The following is a 26,836-nucleotide window of genomic DNA, read 5'->3' as shown; positions in this document are numbered from 1 at the left end:
TGCTCGTTTGGCCCCGATTCCGATTCCAGAAGACCATAGTCCCAATGCATCCGCTCAAAGCTCTCGAATTCCGTCTGGGTGCGTTGCAGGCTGCCAGCTTCACCAGCCACGGGATGTATCTGCCGTTCTTCCCGCTCTGGCTGCAGAGCAAGGCGCTGTCGCCGACCGTGATCGGGTTCGTGGTCGCGATCCCCATCATCGTCCGGATCCTGGCGACCGCACCGCTCCTGAGCCTGGCGGACCGGTCGTTCGGGGCACGCCGGCTGCTTCTGGCGAGCCATCTGGGGCAGCTGATCGGCTTTCCGCTCTTCCTGCTGACCGACAACAGCGTCACGATCATGGCCCTGGTGGCCCTTGTCGCCATCGCGCAGTCCTGCATCATCCCGGGCAACGATCTCGTCTCGACCAACGCGGTCCAGCGCCATCCGGGCCTGAACTACGGTCGGATCCGGGGCGCCGGCTCGGTGGCGTTCTTCATCACCAACATCGTGGGCGGGTATCTGGTCGGCGCCTTCGGGCCGGACATCGTGATCGTCGCCCTGACCCTCATTCCCCTCCTGGGCCTCACGGCAACGCTGATCGCCGTCCCACACGAGGTCCCCGAGCCTGCGAGCCCAAGCGAGGCTCAGACGGAAGGAGCTTCCCCAAAGCTGTCCAGGATCCTGTGGCTCGTGCTGATTGCGGGAGCGGTGACTCAGGGTAGCCACGGCGCCCTGAATGCCTTCGCCAGCATCTACTGGCGCTCCATCGGCTTCTCCGACGAGGTTATCGGCTATTTCTGGGCGGCCGGCGTCATCGCCGAGATCCTGGTCTTCGTCTATCTCGGCCGCCAGGTCGGCCGGAGTTCGGGCGTCGGCCTGATCCTGCTCGGGTCGGCCGCGGCGGTCATCCGCTTCACGATCATGTCCCTGCAGCCAGGGACGGAGGTCATGTTCGTGCTGCAGACCATGCACAGCCTGTCCTTCGCCGCCACCCACATCGGCACCATGGCGGCCCTGGCGGCCCTCGCACCCATGAAGGCACGGGGACGGGCGCAAGGGATCTACGGTTCGCTGGCCGCCCTGACGACGGCGGCCTCCACCATCGTCAGCGGCGTGATCTACAGCGAAGCAGGTGCCGGCGTCTTCGCCGCGATGGCACCCTTGGGAGCCATCGGATTCGTGCTGATGCTGGCGGTGGTCCGCCTTCAGAAGGATCAACCCCAGAGGGCGGGTTCCGGCGGGTAGACGATGCTTCCCTCGTAACGCAGGCCGGGCTCCCGGTCTTTGGCCAGGAGGAGCGGGCCGTCGAGATCGACGAAGCGGGCGCGGGGCGCGAGCACCAGGGCCGGCGCCATGGCGAGCGAGGTGCCGACCATGCAGCCGATCATGAGCGAAAAGCCCTTGGCTTCCGCCGCATCGGCCAGAGCCAGGGCCTCCGTCATCCCACCGGTCTTGTCGAGCTTGATATTGATGATCTCGTAGAGGCCGACCAGCCGGTCGAGGCTCGCCCGGTCATGCACGCTCTCGTCGGCCAGGATCGGAACGGGGCGGGAGATGCGGCTCAAGAACCGGTCGGCCTTGGCGGGGAGGGGCTGTTCCACCAGCGCGTAGCCCTCATCGGCGCAGGCCGCGAGGTGCTGCTCCAGGTTCTCCTCGGTCCAGCCTTCATTGGCGTCGGCAATCAAGGTCGCCTGAGGCGCGGCCCGGCGGACGGCCCTGATCCGCTCAATATCGCCATCGGGGGCACCGAATTTCACCTTGAGAATCGGGCGTTCAGCCGCCCTGGCAGCAGCCTCGGCCATGCCATCAGGACTGTCGAGGCTGATCGTATAGGCCGTGGTCGCGGGCGGCCAGCGGGTCAGCCCTGCGGTCAGGTGGGCGCGGATGCCGGAGCGCTTGGCGTCCAGGTCCCAGAGGGCGCAGTCGACGGCATTCCGGGCCGCTCCTGCCGGCATGAGATCCTGAAGCGCCTCACGGCTCAGCCCGGCCTCGATCCGAGGCCGGATGGCTTCGATAGCCGCTGCCACTCCTTCGACCGTCTCCCCGTAGCGGGGATAGGGCACGCATTCCCCATGCCCGGTCGCCCCGTTCTCCGAGATCGTCGCCGTGACCACAACCGCCTCCGTGCGGGAGCCGCGGGCGATCGTGAACTTTCCGGCAATGGGGAAACGGTCGATGGAAACGGTGAGCTTGCGCATTCTCTTGGCTTCTCTTCTTAACTTCGTCTCGACTTGTGGCGCAATGACACGCTATCACCAAGCGGAATCAACGCCGAAGGGATGATCGTGGCGCAGAGCACCTTGGCTCGCGAGCCGGAAGTCGCAATCGACCGTGCCGGGGGGCAGACGACAGTCCGGCTGGCCGGTCCCTGGACGGCGCCGCATGCCCAGAAGGTCGAGGCCCTGACGGATGAGATTGCGACGGAAGCCGGCACCTTTCCCCTGACCCTCGATCTGGGCGGCGTCGGGCGTCTCGATACTCTCGGTGCCTGGACGCTCAACCGCACACGGCACGAGCTCTCCGCCAAGGGACAGGTGGATTTCGCCAATGCGACGCCGGAGCAGAAGATCCTTCTGGAGGAGGCGGCTTATCGCGACTTTCAGGGCGCACCGAAGCCGCGGCATTCCCGCTTGGTCGATTTTCTCGTCGATGTCGGTCAGAGCGTGGCCGGGGCCGGCAGGGACATGGTCGGCGGCGTCGGCTTTTTGGGCGAACTCATCTCCGCTTTGCTGCGCGTGATCGTCCATCCCCGGCGCTTCCGCATCACGGCCGTGGTCAACCAGCTCGAGCAGATCGCCTATCGCGGCGTTCCGATCATCGTCCTGATCTCGTTTCTCGTCGGTTGCATCGTCTCGCAGCAGGGTATCTTCCAGCTCGTGAAGTTCGGGGCCACGCCCTTCGTCATCGACCTCATCGGCATCCTGGTCCTGCGTGAGCTGGGTGTGTTGCTGACCTCCATCATGGTCGCGGGCCGCTCGGGCTCGGCCTTCACCGCCGAGATCGGCTCCATGAAGATGCGGGAGGAGATCGACGCCCTGCGGGTCATGGGTCTCGATCCCATCGAGGTTCTCATCGTCCCGCGCATCATGGCGCTGGTGATCGGTCTGCCGCTCCTGACCTTCATCGCCTCCATCGCAGCGCTCGTGGGCGGTGCCCTGACGACCTGGGTCTACGGCGATATCAGCCCGGACATCTTCCTGACGCGCCTCAGGGCCGCCGTCAGTCTGAACACCTTCATGGTCGGCATCATCAAGGCTCCCTTCATGGCGCTTGTCATCGGCATCATTGCGACCCTGGAGGGGCTGGCCGTTGCGGGTTCCGCCGAGTCCCTGGGCCAGCACGTGACGTCTTCGGTGGTAAAGGCAATCTTCATGGTCATCGTGCTCGATGGCCTCTTCGCCATGTTCTTTGCAGCGATTAATTACTGACATGATGCTCGAACGGCGCCCCACCGAATCTCCCAATGACCGCGACGTGATCATCAGCGCTCGCGGCGTCGAGGTCGGCTTCGGAGACAGGACGATCCTGAAAGGCCTCGATCTCGACGTCTATCGCGGCGAGATCCTGGGCTTCGTCGGCGGCTCCGGTCAGGGCAAGTCGGTGCTGACCCGGGCCATCCTCGGGCTCGTGCCCAAGCGGGCAGGCACCATCGAGGTGCTGGGCCAGAACCTGGATGAGCTGTCGGCCGAGGAGCGTCGCCAGTTGGAGCGGCACTGGGGCGTGCTGTTCCAGCAGGGGGCGCTGTTTTCAGCGCTGACGGTGAAGCAGAACATCCAGGTTCCGATGCGGGAATACCTGCGCCTGTCGGACCGGCTGCTCGACGAATTGGCCATGCTCAAGATCGAGATGGTGGGCTTGAATCCGGATGCTGCCGACAAACTTCCCTCCGAGCTGTCGGGCGGCATGATCAAGCGCGCGGCCCTGGCGCGGGCGCTTGCTCTCGATCCTGAGATTGTTTTCCTTGACGAGCCGACGTCGGGTCTCGATCCTATCGGCGCTGGCGAGTTCGACGACCTTATTGCGACGTTACAGCGGACTTTAGGCCTGACCGTATTCATGGTAACCCATGACCTGGACAGCCTATATTCGGTCTGCGACCGCATAGCGGCTCTGGGCGAGGGAAAAATTCTCGCGGAGGGTCCCATCGAGGTGATGCTGGAATCAGATCACCCGTGGCTTCGCTCTTATTTTCATGGGAAACGGGCACGCGCGGTCATGGCCGGCGGCGCGCAAGGGTAACGATGGAAACGCGTGCAAACTATGCCTTGATCGGCCTCTTCACCCTGGCGGTGATCGCGGCTGCCTTCGGCTTCGTCTACTGGTTCTCCGGCGGCGAGCGGGGACAGGCCCGCCAGAGCATCCGCATCGTGTTTTCCGGTTCGGTCTCGGGGCTCTCGCAAGGGTCCAGCGTGTCCTTCAACGGCCTGCGCGTCGGCGAAGTGACCGATATCAGCCTGCTGCCCGAGGACCCGCGCCGGGTCGTCGGCATCGTCCAGGTCGACGCCCGCACGCCGATCCGCTCCGATACCCGCGCCCGTTTGGAGTACCAGGGTCTCACCGGCGTTGCGAACATCGGTCTCTCGGGCGGCGAGCCCAGCGCCCCGCCGCTCGTGGCCGGTCCGGGCCAGCCCATGCCGACGATCTTCGCCGACCGCTCCGACTTCCAGGATCTCATCGAGACGGCGCGCAACATCGCCCGCCGGGCCGATGACGTGCTGGAACGGGTCGGACGAGTGGTTTCCGACAACGAGGGCGCCATCAGCCGGACGATCCAGAACGTGGAGCGCTTCTCCCAGGCCCTGGGTGAGAACGCGGAGGGCATCGACCGCTTCCTGGCCCAAATCGGACAGGCCGCCGAGAAGGTTGGCCCTTTGGCTGAAAAGCTTGAGACGCTCGCAACCAACGTCGACACGGTGGTCCGCGCAGTCGATCCGCAGCGCGTGACCCGAATCATCGAGAACGTCGAGGGCTTCTCCCAGTCCCTCGGCGAGAGCCGACAGGCCATCACCGATACCCTGCGCAATGCGGACAGCCTCGTCGCCCGTCTCAACGAGACCGCTCCCAAGCTGGACAGCGCCGTGGGAGACATTTCGAATATCGCAAAGGCCATCGATCCGGCGAAGGTCGGGCGCACTGTCGACAAGGTCGAGGAGGTGGCAAACTCCGTCGACGGCCAGCGTGTCGCCCGGATCGTCGAGAATACGGACAATTTCACGAGAGCGCTCGGGGAGAACCGTGAGGCGATCAACAATGCCCTTCGGGACGCCGCCAGTCTCATCGGTCGCCTCAACGAGACCGCACCCAAGCTCGACAACGCCGTCGGTGAGATCGCCGAACTCGCCCGCGCCATCGATCCTGCCAAGGTCGGCCGCACGGTCGACAATATCGATACTTTTACCCAGACCCTGAGCCAGCGAAGCCCGGATGTGGACAAGGCTATCCAGGAGGCACGCTCCATCACGGAGAAGCTGAACAAGTCGGCTGACCGAATCGACAGCGTTCTGGCCGGCGCCGAGAAGTTCCTGGGCTCGGCCTCCGGTGAAGCCGGCAAGGGAGCCTTCGACGAAATCCGGGCCGCCGCCGTTTCCGTCCGGGAGCTTGCGGACGACCTCAACCAGCGGACCGAGGGCATCCAGGGCATACTCGGCGGTGTCAACCGGTTCACGGAATCGGGCCTGCGGGAATACGAGGCCCTGGCCGTCGAAGGTCGCAGAACGCTCGGGGACATCAGTCGCGCGGTCCGCAGCATCGAACGTAATCCACAGCAGTTTCTTTTCGGTGGTCGTTCAAACCTCCCCGAGTATAGTGGACGCCGCTAAGTAACCAGTATGCGTGGATCCTCCGTGTCGTCCCCCCTGATAGCTCGAGCCTGCCTGCTCCGGCGCGTTGCCCCGGTGCTGGTTCTGGCTGCCCTGACCGGCGCCTGCTCGTCGGGGCCGGCGCCGGCAACCTATGACCTCTCGGCGCCGACGTCCCGGATCCGGGGTGCGTCCGGAGTTCAGGTTCTGGTCAACGAGCCTGCGGCCCTGCAGCAGCTCTCGACCCAGCAGATCCTGGTCAAGGATGCCAGCGGCTCCGTGTCGTTCATCGGAGGAGGACAGTGGGCCGACAACCTGCCGCGGCTGATCCAGACCCGCCTGATCAACACATTCGAGAACGCCTCGCAGCTCCGGGGCGTCTCAAGGCCGAGCAGCGGCGCCGTGGCCGACGTCCAACTCATCTCCGAGCTGCGCCGGTTCGAGATCGCGACGCCGGACAATCAGGCGGTTGCCGAGATCTCCGTGAAGATCGTCAGCGATCAGAACGGCCGCATCGTGAACGGCCGCATCTTCCGCGCCAGCATCCCCGCCAGCGCTGTCGATGCACCAAATGCCGCCCGCGCCCTCGACGAGGCCCTGACCGTAGTCATGCTCGACATCGTGCGCTGGGTGAGCGGCAGCCCGCTGCCGCGGCGCGAGGAGCCAGGCGATGCCGGAAGCCAGTCGCAGGATACCAGCAAGGAACAGGCTCCGACCTAGACGGCTTCAGGCGTCAATCGGAAAACCGTTAAGGCTCCGAGTTGCCCGGAGCCTGTTTGTTAGCCGTTCGGACATTCCGCTGAAGTTGATCTTATCAGCCCATCTCACTGTGCCGGAGGCGAACCGTCCGAGGAGGGCGAATTCGATGTCGGGAGCGTAATGGACAGCGATGTCGGAGACGAGGCGGCGCTCCCATTGAGGTAAGTCTTTGTCACCTTATCGACCCGTTGGCCGTTTCTGGTGATGCGGGTGTCCGAGGCGACGCGTGGCCACGGATCGTCGATGTGCACGACTTTGTTGTGCGCTATCGCGTCTCCGGCCGATGCTGTGATCGTATCGCTGTGCTTCACGTAATCCGCACATGCGCCGAGAGCGAGCATTGGCAGAAATCCCGCACAGGCGATGAGGGAGAACTTAAGGTTTGACGATTTTCTTGCGGACATGGGTCTGCTCCGGTTTCAGATTGACGATGTGTCCGTAGGGGCCGACAACACCCGTTCCCTCGATGAAGCGGCGCTGCATGTCGCTGCTGACTTCCAAATTACCGAGCAGGAAGAACTCCGCATCGTTGCTGGGTTTCGCGTTATCGAGCGGCGTACGTAAGAGCTGCCCCGGCTTCGCGGGGCGGACCAGATGTGGTGTGACCTATACGCATGGCCTTCTCCAATGCTTGTGCACCGTTGCAGGCGCGATTCATCTATGGAGAGCGGACTCGGTCATCAGGAACCACACTGTACTCAAGGTTCCATGACTCGGTCTGCACTTTGAGATAATGATATACTGTTATCATTGAGGCTGGGAAAGACAACCGCACGATTATGACGGCAGACAAGCAGAAATTACGACGCCGTTACAATGATCCGAAAAGGATGCCGTAATAAGTGTTTCAATTGTAACTTATATTCGTAGGGCATTGAGATCTATTACAGACGGGGCAGAAAAAAAGAGCAATATATGTCAATTACTTAGGTGCGAAACTAGGCAAATATTCTTGTTGAGTCAGCATGAGGCGTATATATTGCTTACGTAGCGAGAGAATATCTCGTTTTTGTACAAACCTTTGCAATATTGCATCGCAGGTATTGCCAGGGCGCAATAAAGTTTCGGCGCGAGGGCAGGCGAGTCAATCTGTGCTTGAGAATGTCGAATGGTTCTCTCGTATAAAGTGTGATGCACTCTGCAAGCAGGTTGTAATCATTGTCAGAACTGATGAGTGCGGTGGATGGTAGGCTCCCTGGTAGACGCTATTGAACAGGCGGGGACATTCATCAGCGCAGGAAGCATTGGAACTGAGTGCGTCCGTAATCTCGAAAGACACCAAATTCCGGCGTTGGACGACCTCAATGGAATGGAATCGTGCGATGTCACTCTCGGGAGAACTTGCAGAAATGCCATCTCTGCGGATTGGATTATAATCCACGTCCGATGATCTGACCGTGAGAAAATTTAAGCTTAACGCTTTCTTTACACGCATGACACATCATAACCTTACTGCTGAAATCTTGCAGCAGGCCATGTGACTCGTTGAGTAAAGAAGAACTCCGATGAAAGCGATTAAGTTGGCGGCTCTGATCGGCCTTTTTGCAGCAACAAGTTCGGCTGCCATGGCCGCGGACCTTTCTCAAGTCTTTGTACCCTCGTCTCCTGTGATGCGGACCAATAGAGAGAGCCCCCGTGGCTGGTACCTGCGAGGTGAAGTCGGCTATGTCGGATACAAACGCCCTGAGGCGGACTTGGCCACTCAACCCTCCACAAGCGATCTCAATCGCGAGAACCTGAACAACACAGCTGCTATTGGTGCTGGCCTTGGCTACCGCTTCAATGCCAATGTCCGCGCAGACGTGACGCTGGATCACACCTTCGATGCCCGCTTCAGAGGTGTCGCGCCGGCTCTCATTCCCACCACGGCATCCGTAACGGACAGTGGTCAGTTCCAATCCTCGACGTTCATGGTGAACGGCTATCTGGACTTCAGGTCAATGATGGGCCTTACGCCTTATGTCGGCGCCGGTATCGGCGTGGCGCATAACGTTCTCTCTCATCATGTGCTGACGACCTATAACCCAGCGACAGGGGAAGAAACCTCCGAGCATTTTGCTGGGGGCGAGACCTTCAGTCTCGCTTGGGCGCTTATGGCTGGCGTAGGGTACCAGCTCTCGTCGAACTTCACACTGGATCTCGGATACCGCTATGTCAGCCTTGGTGACGTAAAAACGCGCACCTACGACAACGGCACCGGAGTGGATGTGGAATCGATCGGCGCTCACGAAGTGCGGCTGGGCGTCCGTTATAGCTTCAATTGAGAACCGTACAAGCTTGCGAGCTTAACAATAAATACGGTCCTTCTCTCATCTCCCGAGCTTCAGGGAGGTATGCGATTGGCCCAGGATCAATCGACCGCTGTGCTGGGACAGAGGTAGGGGAGGAATATGTAGGCTGATTAAACCATCTGCCTTCATATAATCGGAACACAAAGCGTTCTGATTTGCCAACCTCCACGCTCAATCCTTCCCCACATCGAGGAGGAAAGAGATGCTGAGCCCAAAAGCAAAAACGCGGCTCGGAGGCCGCGCTTTTCACGTTTCACTTGAAGCTTTTATCCGGCTCAGTCGAATCGGCCGCTCGCGTGAGCCAGCATGGTGTAGACCTTGCCGGTTTCCGACGTGAGATAGGTCTTCGTGAGCATGGAGTCGCGGTCGTCGCGGGAGACCTCCGCAAGCAGGCGCTCGAACTCTTCCACATAACGGTCCACCGTCTGCCGGAACTCGTCGTCGCGGCGGTACTTGCGGCGGATCTCGTCGAAGGTCTGCTGACCCTGCAGCGTGTACAGGCGACGGGTGAACACGTTGCTCTCGCCGCGGCGGTAGCGGTCCCACAGCTCGACGGCCGCTTCATGGTCGATCATCCGCGCGATATCGACCGAGATCGAATCCAGGGATTCGAGGCTGTTGGTGCGGGCGCGATCGGTGCGGGCCGCAGCGCGGGCCGGTTCCACATCCTCGTCGCGCGAGGCCCGGTTCAGGAGATCCGACAGCCAGCCGCCACGAGCGCCGGCATCCCGGGGCGGAGCCTCCTCCCGGCGCGGAGCCGGACGTTCGGCAGCGGGCGGAGCCTGACGAACCGGTGCAGGAGCCGGTGCCGGTGCCGGTGCGGGGGTCGGAGCCGGAGCTGGAGCGGGCTTGGGCTCTGCCTGACGGGCGACCGTCGGAGCGGGGGCGGGCGCCGGAGCGGGGGCAGGCGTCGGAGCCGGAGCCTGGGCGATCCTCTGCTCGACCGCGGCCGCGACGGCCGCCATGGTGGCGGCAACCGGCGTTTCGTTGACCGCAGCCTTGCGCGGCTGGGCGGCCGGAGCGGCATCGACCAGACGGTTTGAGCGGGACACCAGAGCGGACAGCTCGTTGAGAGCCTTGATCTGGTCGGCGACGACGCGGCGCATGTTGGCGCTCGCCTCCTGGGTCTCTTGCGGCAGCTCCACGACACCGCGGCGGAGTTCCGCCCGGGTGGCCTCCAACTCGCGCTGGATCTGCCCGGTCATGCCGCGCAGGTCGCCCATGGTGTCGCGGAACTTCGTGGTGGCATTGCTCAGCGCATCCGCCATCTCGGCGGCGGCCTGCTCGTAGCTGGTGCGCAGGGCGGCTGCCGTGCGGGCGCTTTCCTGGCCTGTGGTGGCGCGGATGCGCTCGAACTGCTCGCCGATGGCGTTCGTGGTGGTCTCCGCGGCCGCGGCGAGGACCGCGCCGAGCTGGCGCGCCTTGGCATCGGCGTTTTCGAGCGAGCCCTCCAACAGAGTGGTGAAGGAACGGGTGACGGATTCCAGATCCTTCGAACGATCGCTGATCCGGCTGAGAAGCTCGTCCAGCGCCTGCTGGCGGTTGGACAGGGCCTCGCTCATGCGAGCTTCGACACGCTCCAGGGCAGAGGTGGCCTCCGTGAGGGTGCGCATCTGCTCGCTGGTCGTGTCGGTGAGCGCGTGGCCGCGCTCCTCGAGGCTCTGGGCCAGTTCCAGCGCCTGCTGGATGGCACCGGAGGACACGCTGCGCAGCGCATCGACCTGATCGGCCACCTGATCGGAGGCGCGGCCCGTCTGAGTAGCGATTTCCGAGAGGAGCGACTCGATGTGCTGGACCCGACCGGCCAGTCCATCCTCGACCGCGCCGAGATTGCTGCTGGCGGAGGCCGCGACCTGCTGCAGCAGACGGTTGCCCTCCTGCAAGCGGCCGAGAACCTCGGTGAGTTCGCCCCGCAGACGCTCGTTGGCGCCGGTGAGGGTTTCAACGGTCTGCTGCGTGCCTTCGTCGATGGCGCTGCGCATCGCTTCCGTCGACTGCATGTAGGAGGCGGTGAGCTCCGTCGTGCGCTCCTGGAGAGAGGAGAGCAGGGTGGTGCTGCGCTCTTCGAGATTGCGAAGCGTCGTGTCGCTGATGGCAGCGACTTCGCGACCGATGACTTCACCACGGTCGCCCAGGCTCTCGACGAGGGACGCGCCCTGGGAGTCGAAGATCGAGCGGATCTCGCCGATGCGGCTGGTGAGCGAGCCGAGAACGGCCTGCCCGCGCTCGTCGATGGTTTCGGCAACGCCGCTGAGACGGTTGACGACACGCTCTTCGAGCATCGTCACGCTCTGGTTGAGAGCGTTGGCAATCTCTTCCGCACGGCTTCCCAAGGTCTGGTTGATCTCGAAAGCGCGGGTGCCCAGCATTTCCGTGATCTCGTCGGCGCGACTGCCGAGCACCTCGTTGATCGAGGCAATGCGGCCGTCCAGGGATTCGCCGATCTGCCCGGCCCTGGAGGACAGGGTGTCGGCGATCGCATTGGTCTTGGCGGCGATCACCTGGCTGATCTCGTCGACGCGAGTCTGAAGTGCGGTCGCCACGTCTCGTCCGCCTTCGGCCATGACGCGGGCCATTTCGCCGGTGCGGATGACGAGGGCCTCGTTGAGGGCGGTGGACCGGGCGCCGAGAACGCTGTCGACCCGCTCGACAATGGTGTCGAAGTTGACGGCGATCTCCGAGGTGCGGCGTGAGGCGTGCTCCTCGAGAGCGGCGAGTTGGGTCTCGATCGCGGTGGTCGCCTCGCGGGCACGCTCGGCGAAGGTCTCGGCCACGGTGCGTCCCTGCACGGTGATGAGACGGTCCATCTCCTCGAAGCGGCCGCTGATCGTCTCGGTCAGGCTGCCCACGTCGCGGGACATGCGCTCGGCCATCTCGCCGCCGCGGGTCATGACACCCTCGAATGCCGTGAGGCGCGAGCTGAGGGTCTCTTCCATCTCGCGGGTGCGGGTATCGACCGTGGTGGAAAGGGTCTCCGCGGTCCGGTTGAGCACTTCGTTGACGCGCGATCCTTGGGACGCGATGGCGAGAACGATGTCCTTGGCGGTGGTTGCCAGACGGGTGTGCGCTTCGTCGGTATGATTGGAGAGGGTCTCCGAGAATTCTTGACCGCGCGTTTCGAAGGCTGTGCGGAACTCCTCGACCTGATTGCCCATGAGCGTCGAGACTCGCTCGCCGGCCTGAGCGAGGCTGGTCTCCAGCGCCTGGCCCTGGACGGTGACGGATTCGCTGACGCGCTGGCTGGCCGTCTCCAGGCGGGTCGCCAGATCCTCGACACGGGTGCCGATGGATTCGTCGGCGAGGCGCACGGCGCTCTCTAGCTGCTCACGCACTTGGACGCCGCGCTGGTCGATCTCGTGGGCGACGTCGGCAGCCGTCGTTGCCAAGCGTTCGCGGAACTCGTTGCCGCGCAGAACGATCTCGTCGACGACGCCGGTTCCCGTGGCGGCGAGCTGATCGCGCATCTGGGTGCCGCGGCTCACGATCTCCTCACCCACGGCGGAGCCTGCGGCGGCGATCTGGTCGCGCATCTCCGCAGTACGGGCCGAGATGTCGTCGGCAATCACGCCGCCCGTGGCTGCCAGCTTCTCGGTGATCTCGCTGCCGCGCTGCGTGAAGCTGTCTTCCAGGGTGCGGGCCGTCTGCTCGAACGCCTCGCGTACGTCGTTGCCCTGCTGGGCGAGGGCGTCGATCACGCCGCGACCGGTTTCCGCAAGGGTGCGGGTGACCTGGCTCGCGCCTTCCTGCAGGTGGCGGGTCAGCAGATCGCCGGTGCGCTCGAAGGCGCCGGTGATGTCCTGCGCCTTGCTCTCGAGCGCGCCCGTGATGACGGTGGCCACCTCCGCGATGCCGTTCTTGATCTCATCGCTGGAGCCCGAGAGACGCTCCACCAACTCGACGCCGCGGCCTGCCATTTCCTCGACAACGCGCTCGCCGGCGCGGCCGAGGGCCTGGGTGATGTGATCGCCCTGCTGCTCAAGCGATGCCGTGACCTTGTCGCCTGCGCCGCTGACGGCGGCGATGACGCGCTCGCTGGCGCCGTCGAGATCCTGGATCAGAGTCTGGTGCGCGCCTGTGATCGAGCCACGCACGCGCTCCGCGTTCGACACGATGGCCTCGCGCTGCGCCACCAATTCGTCGATGAGCGAGCGGATGCGGATTTCGTTGTCGGAATAGGCGCGCTCCAGCGTCGAGATCTCACTGCGTACGAGGGTTTCGAGCTCTCCGGCGCGGGCCAGCGCCCGCTCGACGCCATCGCCGACAGCGGCCACTTCACGACGCACGGCCTGCGAGACGGAGAGGACGGCATCGGTGGAGAAGTTTTCCGGCTGAGCCAGACGCATGGCGACTTCGCCGACCGCGCGGGCCACCATCTTCATCTCCTGCGAGCGGATTGTGAGCATCGCGGCGATGAAGAACAGGAAGACCGGGGCCACAAGCCCGACGGCGCCGAGTGCCAGCTGCGAGGGCGAGAAGGTGGTGAGCAATTGTTCGGGGGTCGTGATGCCCTGCGTATAGACAAGGGCCCCGACGCCGCCCAGCCAGAGCAGGGACGCGAGAGTCGCGATCACATAGGCGCGGGGAGAGGGGCGGACCTGAAGGGCTTGCAGCATCACGCCCACGTTCTGGCGGTCGTCGTTGGCAACGGCATTCCGGTCGGGGGCGACGAAGCCGGAGCGGGCCATGTCGTCGAACCGAGGGTCATGGTCGTCTGCCTGGGCGGACAGGGAGTCGGAGCCAAGACCGAAAGGACCCTTGGTGAAGTCGTGATCGTCGATATCCGGCAGCTTGGGCTCTTCGTAAGGCTTGCCGCCCGAGCGCTCCGGGGTGTGGATCACGAATGTCTCGTCAAGGTTGAGCGCCTGCTCGACAGCCGACAAGGCTGCCTGAGCCGGGTCCTTCATCTTCTTGTTCTCGGTCGCCATGATCCGCCCTCGTGACGCAACTGATGATGGTTGAAGCCGCCTCATTCTCTGAAAAACGAGGTGAATGCATGGCTTCAACCGGTACGGAGCCCCGTTCAAGGGTTTCCGCACGGTAATCTGTTATTTACCAAGCAAGTCTAGCGGCCGATCTGAAACAAGGAAACCCGATGTCCCCTGTCATTTATGAACGTCGTTAACGGCTTAGTAACCTGCTCTACCGGGAAAAAATGCGGCGAAAAGACGGCAGGTTTTGTATGCGTCTCTCGTCTTCCGGCGCAGTCTGTCATAAGTATGCGCCGACAAGCAGAGGTCCGCAATGATCAATATTACGTTCATCGATGCCGAAGGCACGGCCCGCACCGTCGAGGCGGAGGAGGGCGCAACCGTCATGGAAACTGCCATCCGCAATGGCATTCCGGGCATCGAGGCCGAATGCGGTGGAGCCTGCTCCTGTGCTACCTGTCACGTCTATGTCGCAGAAGAATGGGAAGCCGCGACGGGCCAGCCTCAGCCTATGGAGGAGGACATGCTCGACTTCGCTTATGATGTGCGCCCGAATTCGCGGCTCTCGTGCCAGATCCGCGTCAGGCCCGAACTCGACGGGCTCGTCGTTCACACTCCTACCCGTCAAGGTTAAAGCTTCCTCCGTGCAGGGGAGGAAGCTTTCGTCGTCATGCCTCATTTTTGACGGCGAACCGGATCCACTTCGCCGGAAAACGCTCTGTCTGGAGATACGCTCATGTTCAAGACGATCCTGGTGCCCGTCGATCTCGGTGAGGTGGAGGCGGCGCAACCCGCCATCGACAAGGCCGTCGAGCTCGCCAGCATTGCAGGCGGCTCCCTGCGGCTGATCTATGTGCGCGCCATCGTGCCGGTCACCTACATGGAGTTCATGCCGCCGACCTTCGACGAGGAGCAGCAGGGCGAGGCGGACAAGAGGCTGGCGGCGATCGCCGCCAAGGTGACGCTCCCGGCAGAGCGCGTTTCCGCCGTGGTCCGGCTTGGTTCGGTCTACAATGAGGTGCTGGACGAGGCTGAAAAGACCGGCACCGATCTCGTCGTCATCGGTTCGCACCGGCCGACCATGGCAACCTATCTGCTTGGCTCCAACGCCTCCACCATCGTGCGCCATGCCAAGTGCTCGGTGCTGGTGGTGCGGGCTTAGCCTGTCGTTCCGCTGTCATCCCGGGGCCGCGCAGCGGATTCCGGGATCCATAAACGCTGACGGTGCAGGATAGGGCGCAACGCTGTTAGCCTCTTTTTGAGATGTCGTGGTGATGGATCCCCGCCTGCGCGGGGATGACAGTGGAGGTCTATCTGCGAACTCTTATGGTGTTGGTTGATTTTCAACTCGCCTTCGGCAGAAGCTCCGCCGGCAATTCCCCTGCGCGGAAGGGGCGCGGCTTGTTGAGCCTGATCATCGGTTCGATCTGCCATGCGCCCACGATGGCGAGAAGCGCTCCAAGCAGGGCAACGCCGGTCGCTCCCATCTGGAGGGCCTGCCAAATCAGGTAGGCCATGGCCAGCAGCGATGCGACGGCGAGCGCCGAGGTGGGCAGCCAGAGCCCCATGGGCTTTCCGGCCACGAATCTCGCCTGCGGATTGGCGCGGGCGATGGCCTCGCAGAGGGCATGGGTGAAGGCGCGGTATTCCTGGGTCAGTTCCTGAGCCTCGACCAGGCTCTTCCAATTGAGCGAGCTGAAGGTGAAGGACTTGCCATCCTTCATGATCACCTTCGTGCGGAAGGCCTTCTGTGCCAGCCGACCGGGCTCGTAGGTCATGCGCACCTTGTCGACGGCGCCGAGCTGGACCTTGTGCACCTTGCGGCCGGAATCCACCGTGAGCTTCTCGCCCTTGAGGATAAAGGAAATCGGTCCGCCGAAGGGCTTGGGGCTGTGGGTGTAGGTCTGGGTCATGCGGCTTCTTATCCGCGCATCATCGGTTCGGCAAACGGTCCCACTTTGTCGGACGAGGTTTATCGCACCAATTCACGCATCGCGTGGTCGATGCCTTCGAGATTGAGCGGATACATCCGCTCGCCGAAGAGCTGCCGGATCAGGGAAATGGAGTGGGTGTAGCCCCAGTGCGGCTGCGGGACCGGGTTCAGCCATACGGCTTTCGGGAAATGGTCGAGGATGCGCCGGAGCCAGGCCTGGCCGGGTTCCTCGTTCCAGTGCTCCACCGAACCGCCCGGCGTGGTGATCTCGTAGGGACTCATGGAGGCATCGCCCACGAAGACGACCCGGTAGTCGGACGGGTAGGTGCGGATCACGTCAAGGGTCGGGATCACCTCGTCGAAGCGGCGGCGGTTCTGCTTCCACAGATTCTCGTAGACGCAGTTGTGGAAGTAGAAGTGCTCGAAATGCTTGAATTCGAGACGAGCGGCCGAGAACAGCTCCTCGGCGATCTCGATGTGCCAATCCATGGAGCCGCCGACATCGAGAAAGAGCAGCACCTTCACGGCGTTGCGGCGCTCGGGCCGCAGGCGCACGTCGAGATAGCCCTTGTGGGCGGTCTCGTGGATCGTCTCGTCGAGGTCGAGTTCTTCCGCCGAGCCGGAGCGGGCGAAACGGCGCAGGCGGCGTAGGGCTATGCGCATGTTGCGTACGCCGAGTTCGACGCTGTCGTCGAAATCCTTGAACTCGCGCTTGTCCCACACCTTCACGGCGCGGAAATTGCGGTTCTTGTCCTGGCCGATGCGGATGCCTTCCGGGTTGTAGCCATAGGCGCCGTAGGGCGAGGTGCCGGCGGTGCCGATCCACTTGTTGCCGCCCTGGTGGCGGCCCTTCTGCTCCTTGAGGCGCTCCTTCAGGTTTTCCCAGAGCTTCTCCCAGCCCATGGCCTTGATCTGGTTCTTCTCCTCGTCCGTGAGGTAGCGCTCGGCGAGCTTGCGCAGCCATTCCTCCGGAATGCCGGCCTCGCCGACCGCGTGGCCCATGCTCTCGATGCCCTTGAACACATGGGCGAAGACCTGGTCGAATCGGTCGAAATGCCGCTCGTCCTTCACCAGGCAGGTGCGGGAGAGATAGTAGAATTCCTCGACGCTCTTATCGGCCAGATCCTGAGCGAGCGCCTCCAGCAGGGACAGGTATTCCCGGAAGGAGACCGGCACCTTGGCCGCGCGCAGCTCTGTGAAGAAGGTGAGGAACATCGGGCCAGTGTCCGGCAACGGCTGAGAAGGTCAATAGGGAGAGCCGGGTTCGGGCCTCGAACGTCATGAGTCCACCTGTGTTGCCTGCCCGGTCATCGCGGGGGAGTGCGCCTTGCCGACACGTCGGCGTGCCTGAAACACGGCTCGATCCGGATCGCGGTTCGGATTGCTCTTCTTGAGGATCTCCCGGAACTCGTCGCGCCGTTCATGGATCGAGGCGATCACCAGCCCCATTGGGACGCCGATATCGCTTAAGACTGCTTCGCTCAGCTGAAGGGAGGCTTCGATGGTTTCCGGGACGGCGTCATCCACGCCGAGTTCGTAGAGCTGGGTGGCGTGGCGAGCGTCGCGGGCGCGGGCCACGATGGTGATCTCGGTGCATTCCTGCCGCGCAGCAGACACGACTGCCTCGATGGAGCTGAGGGTGTCGAGGGTGATGACCAGTGCCACCGCCCGGTCGATGCCGCAGGCCCGCAGGAATTCAGGGTAGGAGCCATCGCCGTAATAGACCGGCTTGCCGGCCCGCCGCTCCGCCGCAACGCGGGCAGGGTCCAGGTCGATGGCGAGATAGGGCACCTTGTGGCGGTCGAGCATCTCGCCGACGAGCTGCCCGACTCGTCCATATCCGGCGATGATAACCCGTCCGACCTCGTCGCTGGGCGGAGCGATGGTGGCGAGGGGATCGAGCGGCTTGCAGAATCTCGAGCTTGCGCCCCAGACGCTGCCCCAGACGGGCCAGGAGGGGGATCGCGACCATGGTGAGGGTCGTCACGAGGAGGAGGTTCTGACCGATGCCGCTCGGCACGAGGCCGGCGATCATCGCCGCGCCCAGGATCACGAGGGCGAACTCGCCACTGGGCCCCAGGAGAAGCCCCGTCTCCGTCGCCTCCGCCGTGTTGAGGCCGAAATGGCGTCCGAGAGCCACGATGGTCATGCCCTTGATGATCACGACCGTGGCCGCGAGCGAAAGGATCAGCAGCGGCGCTTCGAGAAAGCGGAACAGGTCGAGGCTCATGCCGACCGATACGAAGAATACCCCGAGAAGCAGTCCCTTGAAGGGCTGGATCGTCACATCGACCGCGCGGCGGTATTCGGTCTCGGACAGGAGGATGCCGGCGATGAAGGCGCCGAGCGCCATCGAAAGGCCGCTGACGGCCGCGATCAGGCTGGTCACCATCACGACGAGCAGGCACGCCGCCATGAAGAGCTCGGGGCTTTTCGTCGTCGAGACGAGTTGAAAGAAGGGCCGCAGGATGATGCGGCCGAGGCCGATGATCAGAACCAGCGCAATGCCCGCCTGCAGGAGCAGGACGGCGAAGGACGACAGCGTCACATCGGGCTTGCTCGTGTCGAGCACCGCGATGGTGAACAGGATCGGCGCCACGAGGAGATCCTGGAACAGCAGGGCCGAGAAGCTGGCGCGCCCGGCCGCCGTATTGAGACGCTTCTGCTCCGCCAGGACCGGAATCACGATGGCCGTCGACGACAGGGCCAGCGCCAGACCGACCACGGTCGCCGCCGTGATCGTCTCGACGGTCTTGAAGGCGTAGAACGCCAGGCCGAGGACGAGGGCTCCCAGAAGGACCTGAAGCGAGCCGAACCCGAAGACGAGCCGCCGCAGAGTGCGGAGGCGCTGCCAGGACAGCTCGATGCCGATGGTGAACAGAAGGAAGACCACGCCGAACTCGGCTAGTCGGGAGGTTCCCTCCGGGTTGGTGAAGGTCAGCCAGTCGACCCAGGGATGGTTCGGGATGAGACGCCCAAGGCCATAGGGTCCCAGCAACGCGCCTGCCGCCAGAAACCCCAGCACCGGGCTGATCCTGAGCCGGTGAAACAGGGGGACGACGATGCCTGCCGTTGCCAGAAAAAGAATGGGTTCCTGATAGGCGTGCAGGTCTATCGCAGCGGCCATTGCTTCCTTCCGGTCAGAGGTATTGTCCTTCTAGGTGCAACTGGTGCGCAAGGGGTTAATGCTGCTCACGGAGCAATGGTGGGCGCGACATGAGCGCATGGCCGAGGACGGAGATCGTCCGTGGTGTTCCTTCACCGTCATGGCCGTCCCCGGATTTGATCCGGGGATCGGTCCCGGCCATCCCGATTGGAAGAATGCCGCACCTCACCGAAGCGGGATCACCGGCACAAGGCCGGTGATGACGAGAGAGCCAGTTACCCGCATGCTCCACTGATGGCTTTCCTTCCCCTCCGCTTCGGTCGGGAATGACACAGGGCTCGATGTTTTTAATCCAACGTCGCCAGCGCCTGGGCCAGATCGGCCACCAGATCGTCCGGATGCTCGATGCCGATGGAGACGCGGATCGTCGCGTCGGAGACGCCGAGGCGATCGCGGGTGGCCTTGGGCACGCCGGAATGGGTGGTGGAGGCCGGGTGCGAGATCAGCGATTCCGTGCCGCCCAGGCTCACCGCGAGCTTGAAGACCTGGAGCGCGTTGAGCACGCGGAAGGCCTCCGGTTCGCCGCCCTTCACGTCGAAGGAAAAGGTGGACCCGGGAGCGTCCGACTGAGCTTGGTAAACTTCCTTCGCCCGGGAGCCTTCCGGCAGATAGGCGAGGTGGTGCACCTTCACGATGCTCGGATGCTCGTGCAGGAACTGCGCCACGATCTCCGCATTGCGGTTCGCCGCGCTCATGCGCAGGGCCAGAGTCTCGAGCGAGCGTCCGAGCATCCAGCAGGAATGAGGATCGAGCTGGGTGCCGATGGCCGAGCGCAGCAGGCGCACCGTCTTCATCAACTCCTTGGAGCCCAGCGCCGCGCCGGCGATCAGATCCGAGTGGCCGCCCACATACTTCGTCAGCGAATAGACCGAGACGTCCGCCCCGTCCTTGAGCGGCTTCTGGAAGAGGGGGCCGAGAAGGGTGTTGTCGCAGACGATCACCGGGCGGTGCCCCTGCGCCTCGCCGATCTCGTCCGCGATGGTCCGCATGAGAGCGATATCCACCAGGGTGTTGAGCGGGTTCGAGGGCGTCTCGACCATGATGACCGAGACGCGGCCCTTTCCTTGAGCCTCTTTTGCCGCCGCCCGAATGCCGGTTTCGTCCACACCGTCGCCGAAGCCGACCGCGCCGATGTTCATGTTGGCCAGCGTCTTGGCGATCAGGGTCTCGGTGCCGCCGTAGAGCGGTTGCGAGTGGAGAATCACGTCGCCGGGCCGGGCGAAGGCCAGGATCGTCGTCGCGATGGCCGACATGCCTGACGAGAAGAGGAGCCCTGCCTCCGCCTCCTCGAAGATGGCGAGCCGATCCTCGACGATCTCGGAATTAGGGTGGTTGAAGCGGGAATAGACGAGACCCGCCGTCTCGCCCTGAGGCGGTTCCCGGCGGCCGGCCACGTAATCGAAGAATTCCTTGCCGTGCTCGGCGCTGTTGAACACGAAGGTCGAGGTCAGGAAGACCGGAGGCTTCACCGCACCCTCCGACAGGGTCGGGTCGTAGCCGTAGCCCAGCATGAGAGTTTCAGGCTTCAGCTTGTGATTGCCGATTCGGTCCTTGTGGTAGCGGTTGTAAGCCATAGGTCATTGTCCTCCCGGTTTATTTGTCATGGGCTTATCCTATGAAGGCGATTGCCGAAAGGCGGGGGCGGGTTTTCTTGCCGGGCGTATTGCTCAGTGGGGAAAACCGGGTCCACTTTTCCGCGCGATGCGCTAGGGTCTGGATGAAATCGAGGAATGGTGGGAATGGCGCGTTTTGCCGGAACTGAAACCTATGTGGCGACCGAGGACCTGACGGTGGCCGTCAACGCCGCCATCACCCTGGAGCGCCCACTCCTGGTGAAGGGCGAGCCCGGCACGGGCAAGTCCGTCCTGGCCGAGGAGATCGCCCGTTCCTTGAACGCCCCGCTCCTGACCTGGCACATCAAGTCGACCACCAAGGCCCAGCAGGGGCTTTATGAATACGATGCGGTCTCGCGCCTGCGCGACAGCCAGCTCGGCGACAGCCGCGTGTCCGACATCGGCCATTACATCAAGCGCGGTAAGCTGTGGGAGGCCTTTGCCTCCGAGACCCGGCCCGTGCTGCTGATCGACGAGATTGACAAGGCCGACATCGAGTTCCCCAACGACCTGCTGCTCGAACTCGACCGCATGGAGTTCTTCGTCTACGAGACGGGCGAGACGGTGAAAGCGGCCCAGCGCCCCATCGTCATCATCACGTCCAACAACGAGAAGGAACTGCCGGACGCATTCCTGCGCCGCTGCTTCTTCCACTACATCAAGTTCCCCGACGCCGACACCATGGCCCGGATCGTCGAGGTGCATTATCCCGGCATCAAGCACCGGCTCGTGGAGGAGGCGCTCAAGATCTTCTTCGACGTGCGCGACGTACCCGGTTTGCGCAAGAAGCCGTCCACCTCGGAGCTGCTCGACTGGCTCAAGCTCCTGCTCTCCGAGGATATCGGCCCCGAAAACTTGCGCGAGCGCGACACGCGCAAGCTCATCCCGCCGCTCCATGGGGCGCTGTTGAAGAACGAGCAGGACGTGAGCCTCTTCGAGAAGCTGGCCTTCATCGCCAGACGGGAAGGGCGCTGATGCTTCGTCTTCTTCTGCTGCGCCACGCCAAGGCTGCCTGGCCCTCAGGCACTCTGGATCTCGACCGTCCCCTCGCCAAGCGGGGACAGGAAGCGGCCCTCGTGATGGGCGATTACCTGAAGAGCGAGCGGCTTGAGCCCGATCTCGTCGTCATCTCGCCCGCGCGCCGGGCGCAGGAGACCTGGGAACGGGTCCAGCCCTTCCTCGGCGAGATCGAGACGCGCCGGGACGGGCGGATTTACGAGGCTCCCGTCGGCCGGCTCCTGGAGGTTCTGCGCGGGATCGAGCCTGAGACCCGCACCCTCCTGGTGATCGGCCACAATCCCGGCTTCGAGGAACTCGCAAAGCTCCTCATCGGCGAGGGCGACATGGAGGGGATCCTGCGGCTCGGCCAGAAATATCCGACCGCCGGTCTCGCCGTGATCGATTTCTCCCTGGAGGACTGGGCCGATGTCGCTCACAAGTCCGGACGGCTCGAACGCTTCGTGACGCCGAAGTCGCTGGGGAATGGCGAGGACGATTAAGCGCCTCGGGAATGCGGAAGATCCAGATACAGCAACTCCTCGTCGTGGAAGACGTCGCCGACCCTGATCGCCTTGCGCTCGATGCCGTAAGGCTTGAAGCCGAGGCCGTGATAGGTGCGCCGCGCGCTCGCGTTCGCGAGGCCCACGGCCGCCTCGAGCATGATCACATGCCGGGAGGCATGGTCGATTACACGCTGGACCAGAGCTTTCCCGACGCGCTGCTTCCGCCATTCCGGCTTCACGAAGACGCCCCACATCACACCCTTGTGGCGAGCCTTCAACCGCTCATAGACGGCGAAGCCCGCCATGCCGACGAGATCCTTGCCGGCGAAGGCGCCGAAGATCGCATTCGGATCGGTTGAGGGCATGCGGGCCCTAACCGTCTCAAGCGCAAGCGGCGCCTCTTCCTCGTAGCTGGAACCGAAGGCTTCCGGGCTGGTTCTCAGCGCCTCCAGCCTCAGGTCCTGATAGGCCTGCGCGTCCGACGGCTGCAGAAGTCGGATCGGGATGGTGGCGGACATGGGTTCCCGCGGGTCGAGTGCGTGTGAGCGATCAAAGCAAAAGACTTCGAATCGTGAAAGAGCGCCGGCGTATCCGGCATTGCGACTGAACCTATCGGCCCTACCATCGTTCTGCCTGAAAGCTTTTCCATTGTTGTCGGCCGAAGCGGGGGCTGATCTCCAACATGATGCCTCAGACGATTTTGATGCTCGCCCTCGCGGTGCGCGCGCTCCTGCCGGGCGATGCTCACGAGGCCGGTGAAGCTCCATCGCAGCCCGCTCAGGAAGCCCAGGCCCTGCAGGCCCGTTACGAGCCGGAAAGCCGCGAGGTCAGCAACTGGCGCCGGGAGGCCATGGATGCCCTGGAGCCGAAGCCGGTCGTCGCGATGGCAGCTCTGTTCAAGGCCGAGCGCCCATTCGTGACCCGCTGCGTGAAGCTCAACAATTACTGGTGCATCAAGAGCGCCCGCTGGAACGGCGAACTTGCGACCGACAGCGAGGGCCATGTGGGTTTCGCTTCCGCCGAGCACGGGGCCGATGCGGCCGCCACCCTGCTGCGGCGCTACTATCTCGAGTTCAACCGCAAGTCCGCCCTCGACATCGTCCGCCGCTGGGCGCCGGCCGAATGCAATGTCGCGACGGGGATCGGCGGCATGGCGATGCTGGCGGTGAGAGGCATCGGCGGCACCGTCCGGGCGCAGTATCTCGCCTCCCGCAGGAAGAATGGCGGGGCGGTGCGGTATACGGCAAAGGCCGGTCCTGGCGGTAAGCCGGGGCGGGTCTCCATCGTGATCCCGATGACACCGAGGACGCCGCAATTCCGGGTGCCGAGCATCGCCGAGGGCATGGGCGAGAGACCGAAGCCATCCCAGCCGCAGACCGTCGCCCGTCGCAAACCCATGAAGGAGCCGGCGGTGACCGCCTCGGCGCCTTCCAGGCCCGCCCCGAAGGTCCAGGTCGCCGCCGCCTGTCCGTCGGAACTGCAGCGCCACCGCAATTATGCGAGCCGGATGGTCGAGGGCCTCGGCCTAAGCCCGACCGACGATCTCAAGCTGTTCGCCGACGATGGCACGCCTCAGCCCAACCTGACCCATGTGATGCTGGCGATGTCGTCCTTCGAGCTCGGGGCTCTGCGTGCCAGCCCCGATCTGGTGGAGGAGGCCATCGAGCGGGCCGCCGCCAGATTGAGGGATGGTGTGAAGGACGAAGAGAGGAAAGCGGACCTCTCGCAGGTGTCGGCACCGCGTGTGGAGCGTTGAAGCCGACTTGCACGTTAGGACTTCAAGCCCCACCTTCAAGCTTGGCTTGAGAGCATTAGGTTCATCTTCGTGTCCGTTATCACCGATCTCGCCTCCCGCGCGGGTTCTGCCGCGCAATCGCTCTGGGAGGCCTCCGGCCAGCTGATCCAGCCCTCCCTCCGCCTCGGCGTCACGGGTCTCGCGCGCTCCGGCAAAACCGTGTTCACCACTGCCCTCGTGCATCATCTCACACGCGGCACGAACCTGCCGGCGTTCCGGGCCTCTGCCGAGGGCCGGATCCGGCGGGCGCATCTGGCGCACCAGCCGGACGATGCGGTGCCGCGCTTCCCATACGAGGAGCACATGGCGGCGCTCACCGAGAGCCGCCGCTGGCCGCAATCCACCAACCGGATCAGCGAGTTGCGGGTGGATGTTGAATACGAGCGCAAATCCGGCTGGCGCACGGGGCCGGCCTCGCTGGCCCTCGATATCGTGGATTATCCCGGCGAATGGCTGCTCGACCTCGCGCTGCTCGATGCCGGCTATGCGGAATGGTCCCGCCAGACCATCGAAGCGAGCCGCAAGCGCGACCGGGCGGCCACGGCAGGATCCTGGCATGAGACGCTGAAAGTCCTCGATCCTGCAGGGTCTTCCGACGAGATGCTCGCATCGCAGGCGAGCGAAGCCTTCAAGGATTATCTCACCGCCCTGCGCGCAGGCTCCGAGGCTGTCGCGACTACGCCGCCGGGCCGCTTCCTCATGCCAGGCGATCTCGCAGGCTCGCCCGCGCTCACCTTCGCGCCGCTCGATTTTCCCCAAGGCCAGCCGATTGCTCCGGGCAGTTTCGCGGCTCTCATGGAGAGGCGCTTCGAGGCCTACAAGACCCACGTGGTGCGGCCGTTCTTCCGCGACCATTTCCAGCGCATCGACCGACAGATCGTGCTCGTCGACGTGCTGGCTGCCATCGATGCCGGGCCGGTGGCCCTCGCCGAACTGGAAGACGCTCTCGACCAGGTGCTCATGGCCTTCCGCATCGGGCGCAACACGCTCCTGTCCCGCCTGTTCTCGCCGCGGGCCGACCGGGTCCTGTTCGCGGCCACCAAGGCCGATCACATCCACCATACGGATCACGACCGGCTGGATGCGATCCTGCGCCTTCTCGTGAACCGCGCCTCGCGCCGGACCGAGGCTGCCGGCGCCAGGGTCGGGACAGTGGCGCTCGCCTCCGTGCGCGCCACGCGGGAGACGAGCATCCGCGAGGGCCGCGAGACCTTGCGCGCCGTGGCAGGCATTCCCGAGGCTGGAGAGCGGGTCGGGGACGACATCTTCGACGGCGAGACGGAGGCGGCGATCTTTCCGGGCGAGTTGCCGGAGACGCCGGAAGGCGTGTTCCAGGGAGCCATTCCGCCGGGCTCCTTCCGGTTCCCGCGCTTCCGCCCGCCGAAACTGCCGATCGATGCGGCGGGCCGCACGGCCAAGATGCCCCATATCCGCCTCGACCGGGCCCTTGAATTCCTGCTGGGGGATCGCTTCGCATGAGCCGCCAACCTCGCGCCTATCGTCTCGACGACCCGAACGTCACGGCCGGCGCCGTGCAGGTGACCGATGAGCCCTTCGACGCCATCGAGGCCGCCGACGGCATCGTGGTGCCCATGGGCGAGAAACGCCGCGCGCCCTGGCTCGGCATCCTGATCTCCGCGCTGTCCGGCCTCCTTTTGCTGGGGTTCGGGCTCGCGGTCGAGAACCTGATCATCGATCTCTATGCCATCGCGCCCTGGCTCGGCTGGGTGGCGCTGGGGCTCGCTGTCCTGGCCGTCCTGGCTTTTCTCGCCATCATCGGTCGCGAGGTGGCGGGGATCTGGCGCGAGCAGAAGATCGAAAGTCTGCGCGAGGCTGCCATCGACGCCCTCGCGGTCAAGGACCACAGGGCGGCAAAGGGCATCGTGTCCGATCTGCTGAGCCTTTACGGCAGCCGGGCCTCGGCGGCCCAGGGCAGCGCTCGCCTGCGCGGCCTGACCGAGGAGATCATCGATGCGGATGACCGTCTTGCGATCGCCGAGCGCGAGTTGCTGGCTCCCCTCGACCTCCAGGCCAAGCGAGCGATCGCCGGTGCGGCGAAGCAGGTCTCCCTCGTCACGGCGGTGAGCCCGCGCGCCATCGTCGACGTAGCCTTCGTGATCTTCGTGGCGGTCAGGCTCCTGCGGACGCTCGCCCGGATCTATGGCGGCAGGCCGGGCCTGTTCGGATTTCTGCGGCTGGCCAAGGCCGCCTTCAACCACCTCGCGGTGACGGGAGGCATGGCCGTGGGCGACAGCCTCATGCAGCAGGTCCTTGGCTTGGGTCTGGCTGCCCGGATCTCGGCCAAGCTCGGGGAGGGGGTTCTGAACGGGTTGATGACTGCCCGCTTCGGCCTCGCGGCCCTCTCAGTCTGCCGTCCGCTTCCCTTCATCCGTGAGGAGACGCCCAAGATCGGCGACGTGGCCGGCGAGCTGATCAGCCGGGCCGAGGCGGCAGCCTCGTAAAGGTGCGGCAAATCGTTCTGGCCCGATCTTTCCAAGGTGCAAAAGAGGGACCTTGGTCTCTTAGACAAATCGATGACACTTAATCTCGTTGTCGCGGACCCTGCTTGCCTATATAGGGGCGCCACGGTTCATCGGGGAAGAACGGCTGAACATGACAGATATCGTGATTGATGAGGGCTATCGTCCGACAGAAGACGAGCCCTTCATGAATGAACGGCAAAGGGAGTATTTCAGGCGCAAGCTGATCCGTTGGAAGCACGACATCCTCAAAGAGGCTCAGGAAACCCTCGCCACCTTGCAGAGCGAGAACGAGAATCATCCTGACCTTGCGGATCGCGCCTCCTCGGAAACGGATCGCGCCATCGAACTCCGCGCCAGGGATCGCCAGCGTAAGCTCATCGCCAAGATCGACGCCGCCCTCGCGCGGATCGAGGACGGCAGCTACGGCTATTGCGAGGAGACGGGGGATCCGATCTCCCTCAAGCGCCTAGAGGCCCGTCCCATCGCAACGCTTTCGTTGGAGGCGCAGGAGCGCCACGAGCGAAACGAGCGGGTCTACCGGGACGACTGAAGCTCTCACCGCCATCAAATCGAAAGGGCTCCGCAAG

Annotated in this window: 20 protein-coding genes and 1 pseudogene; 14 read left to right on the top strand and 7 right to left on the bottom strand. The window is 64.0% G+C overall.

The window, feature by feature from the left end:
• Nucleotides 1-44: 44 nt before the first annotated feature.
• Nucleotides 45-1,226 carry an MFS transporter gene (locus ACD578_RS12945; protein ID WP_404293615.1) on the top strand — a complete coding sequence of 394 codons (1,182 nt, stop codon included), beginning with the start codon at nucleotides 45-47 and terminating at the stop codon, nucleotides 1,224-1,226.
• On the opposite strand, the gene dgcA is transcribed toward ACD578_RS12945, so the two are convergent.
• A complete protein-coding gene (gene dgcA, locus ACD578_RS12940; protein WP_404293613.1) occupies nucleotides 1,196-2,179 on the bottom strand; it encodes an N-acetyl-D-Glu racemase DgcA in 984 nt (327 codons plus the stop codon). The two genes, ACD578_RS12945 and dgcA, sit on opposite strands and share 31 nt — an antisense overlap.
• 81 nt (nucleotides 2,180-2,260) lie before the next feature.
• On the opposite strand from dgcA, the gene ACD578_RS12935 reads away from it, so the two are divergent.
• From ACD578_RS12935 to ACD578_RS12915, 5 genes are all read left to right on the top strand, one after another.
• Nucleotides 2,261-3,409 carry an MlaE family lipid ABC transporter permease subunit gene (locus ACD578_RS12935; RefSeq protein WP_404293611.1) on the top strand — a complete coding sequence of 383 codons (1,149 nt, stop codon included), beginning with the start codon at nucleotides 2,261-2,263 and terminating at the stop codon, nucleotides 3,407-3,409.
• 4 nt (nucleotides 3,410-3,413) lie between these two features.
• Complete coding sequence (locus ACD578_RS12930; RefSeq protein WP_404293828.1) at nucleotides 3,414-4,220, top strand: ABC transporter ATP-binding protein; 807 nt, start codon at nucleotides 3,414-3,416, stop codon at nucleotides 4,218-4,220.
• Nucleotides 4,221-4,222: 2 nt separating this feature from the next.
• The gene (locus tag ACD578_RS12925; protein WP_404293608.1) at nucleotides 4,223-5,800 is read left to right on the top strand and encodes an MlaD family protein; all 1,578 of its coding nucleotides are present in this window, start codon (nucleotides 4,223-4,225) and stop codon (nucleotides 5,798-5,800) included.
• 24 nt (nucleotides 5,801-5,824) lie between these two features.
• A complete protein-coding gene (locus ACD578_RS12920; RefSeq protein ID WP_404293606.1) occupies nucleotides 5,825-6,499 on the top strand; it encodes an ABC-type transport auxiliary lipoprotein family protein in 675 nt (224 codons plus the stop codon).
• 1,544 nt (nucleotides 6,500-8,043) lie between these two features.
• On the top strand, nucleotides 8,044-8,802 hold the full coding sequence (locus ACD578_RS12915; protein ID WP_404293604.1) for an outer membrane protein: 759 nt from the start codon (nucleotides 8,044-8,046) through the stop codon (nucleotides 8,800-8,802).
• Between the two features lie 302 nt (nucleotides 8,803-9,104).
• Here the strand turns inward: ACD578_RS12915 and ACD578_RS12910 are convergent, their stop codons facing one another.
• Entirely contained in the window at nucleotides 9,105-13,754 is a 4,650-nt protein-coding gene (locus ACD578_RS12910) for a hypothetical protein (RefSeq protein ID WP_404293601.1), read from the bottom strand.
• A gap of 316 nt (nucleotides 13,755-14,070) precedes the next feature.
• On the opposite strand from ACD578_RS12910, the gene ACD578_RS12905 reads away from it, so the two are divergent.
• Together ACD578_RS12905 and ACD578_RS12900 are read left to right on the top strand one after the other, a co-directional pair.
• Nucleotides 14,071-14,391 (top strand): 2Fe-2S iron-sulfur cluster-binding protein, encoded by a 321-nt coding sequence (locus tag ACD578_RS12905; RefSeq protein WP_262296430.1) that lies wholly within the window; start codon nucleotides 14,071-14,073, stop codon nucleotides 14,389-14,391.
• 102 nt (nucleotides 14,392-14,493) lie between these two features.
• A complete protein-coding gene (locus ACD578_RS12900) occupies nucleotides 14,494-14,919 on the top strand; it encodes a universal stress protein (protein ID WP_404293600.1) in 426 nt (141 codons plus the stop codon).
• A 181-nt stretch (nucleotides 14,920-15,100) separates the two neighbouring features.
• On the opposite strand, the gene ACD578_RS12895 is transcribed toward ACD578_RS12900, so the two are convergent.
• The 4 genes and pseudogenes from ACD578_RS12895 to ACD578_RS12880 form a co-directional block, all read right to left on the bottom strand.
• Nucleotides 15,101-15,670: a hypothetical protein gene (locus ACD578_RS12895; protein ID WP_404293598.1), complete on the bottom strand. Its 570-nt coding sequence runs from the start codon at nucleotides 15,668-15,670 to the stop codon at nucleotides 15,101-15,103.
• Nucleotides 15,671-15,729: 59 nt separating this feature from the next.
• Nucleotides 15,730-16,905: a VWA domain-containing protein gene (locus tag ACD578_RS12890; protein ID WP_404293596.1), complete on the bottom strand. Its 1,176-nt coding sequence runs from the start codon at nucleotides 16,903-16,905 to the stop codon at nucleotides 15,730-15,732.
• A gap of 63 nt (nucleotides 16,906-16,968) precedes the next feature.
• Nucleotides 16,969-18,817 (bottom strand): annotated as a pseudogene (locus tag ACD578_RS12885) (cation:proton antiporter).
• A 326-nt stretch (nucleotides 18,818-19,143) separates the two neighbouring features.
• Complete coding sequence (locus ACD578_RS12880; RefSeq protein WP_404293594.1) at nucleotides 19,144-20,430, bottom strand: cystathionine gamma-synthase family protein; 1,287 nt, start codon at nucleotides 20,428-20,430, stop codon at nucleotides 19,144-19,146.
• 165 nt (nucleotides 20,431-20,595) lie between these two features.
• Here ACD578_RS12880 and ACD578_RS12875 point away from each other — a divergent pair, with 165 nt between their 5' ends.
• Nucleotides 20,596-21,444, top strand: a complete 849-nt coding sequence (locus ACD578_RS12875) for an AAA family ATPase (protein ID WP_404293592.1) — start codon at nucleotides 20,596-20,598, stop codon at nucleotides 21,442-21,444.
• Nucleotides 21,444-21,968 carry a SixA phosphatase family protein gene (locus ACD578_RS12870; protein WP_404293590.1) on the top strand — a complete coding sequence of 175 codons (525 nt, stop codon included), beginning with the start codon at nucleotides 21,444-21,446 and terminating at the stop codon, nucleotides 21,966-21,968. The genes ACD578_RS12875 and ACD578_RS12870 overlap by 1 nt, the downstream gene beginning before the upstream one ends.
• On the opposite strand, the gene ACD578_RS12865 is transcribed toward ACD578_RS12870, so the two are convergent.
• Nucleotides 21,965-22,489: a GNAT family N-acetyltransferase gene (locus ACD578_RS12865; RefSeq protein WP_404293587.1), complete on the bottom strand. Its 525-nt coding sequence runs from the start codon at nucleotides 22,487-22,489 to the stop codon at nucleotides 21,965-21,967. The two genes, ACD578_RS12870 and ACD578_RS12865, sit on opposite strands and share 4 nt — an antisense overlap.
• Before the next feature lie 164 nt (nucleotides 22,490-22,653).
• On the opposite strand from ACD578_RS12865, the gene ACD578_RS12860 reads away from it, so the two are divergent.
• The 4 genes from ACD578_RS12860 to dksA all read left to right on the top strand — a co-directional run bounded on the left by ACD578_RS12860 (nucleotide 22,654) and on the right by dksA (nucleotide 26,799).
• Nucleotides 22,654-23,727: a hypothetical protein gene (locus ACD578_RS12860; RefSeq protein ID WP_404293586.1), complete on the top strand. Its 1,074-nt coding sequence runs from the start codon at nucleotides 22,654-22,656 to the stop codon at nucleotides 23,725-23,727.
• A 69-nt stretch (nucleotides 23,728-23,796) separates the two neighbouring features.
• Nucleotides 23,797-25,245: a YcjX family protein gene (locus ACD578_RS12855; protein WP_404293585.1), complete on the top strand. Its 1,449-nt coding sequence runs from the start codon at nucleotides 23,797-23,799 to the stop codon at nucleotides 25,243-25,245.
• On the top strand, nucleotides 25,242-26,228 hold the full coding sequence (locus ACD578_RS12850) for a YcjF family protein (RefSeq protein ID WP_404293582.1): 987 nt from the start codon (nucleotides 25,242-25,244) through the stop codon (nucleotides 26,226-26,228). Before ACD578_RS12855 ends, ACD578_RS12850 begins: the two co-directional genes overlap by 4 nt.
• A gap of 151 nt (nucleotides 26,229-26,379) precedes the next feature.
• Nucleotides 26,380-26,799 (top strand): RNA polymerase-binding protein DksA, encoded by a 420-nt coding sequence (gene dksA / locus ACD578_RS12845; RefSeq protein ID WP_009489488.1) that lies wholly within the window; start codon nucleotides 26,380-26,382, stop codon nucleotides 26,797-26,799.
• Nucleotides 26,800-26,836 lie beyond the last annotated feature (37 nt).

Origin of the sequence: Microvirga sp. RSM25, from assembly GCF_044784385.1 — a bacterium.
GTDB lineage: Bacteria > Pseudomonadota > Alphaproteobacteria > Rhizobiales > Beijerinckiaceae > Microvirga > Microvirga tunisiensis.
This window is presented reverse-complemented; position numbering and strand designations above follow the sequence as displayed.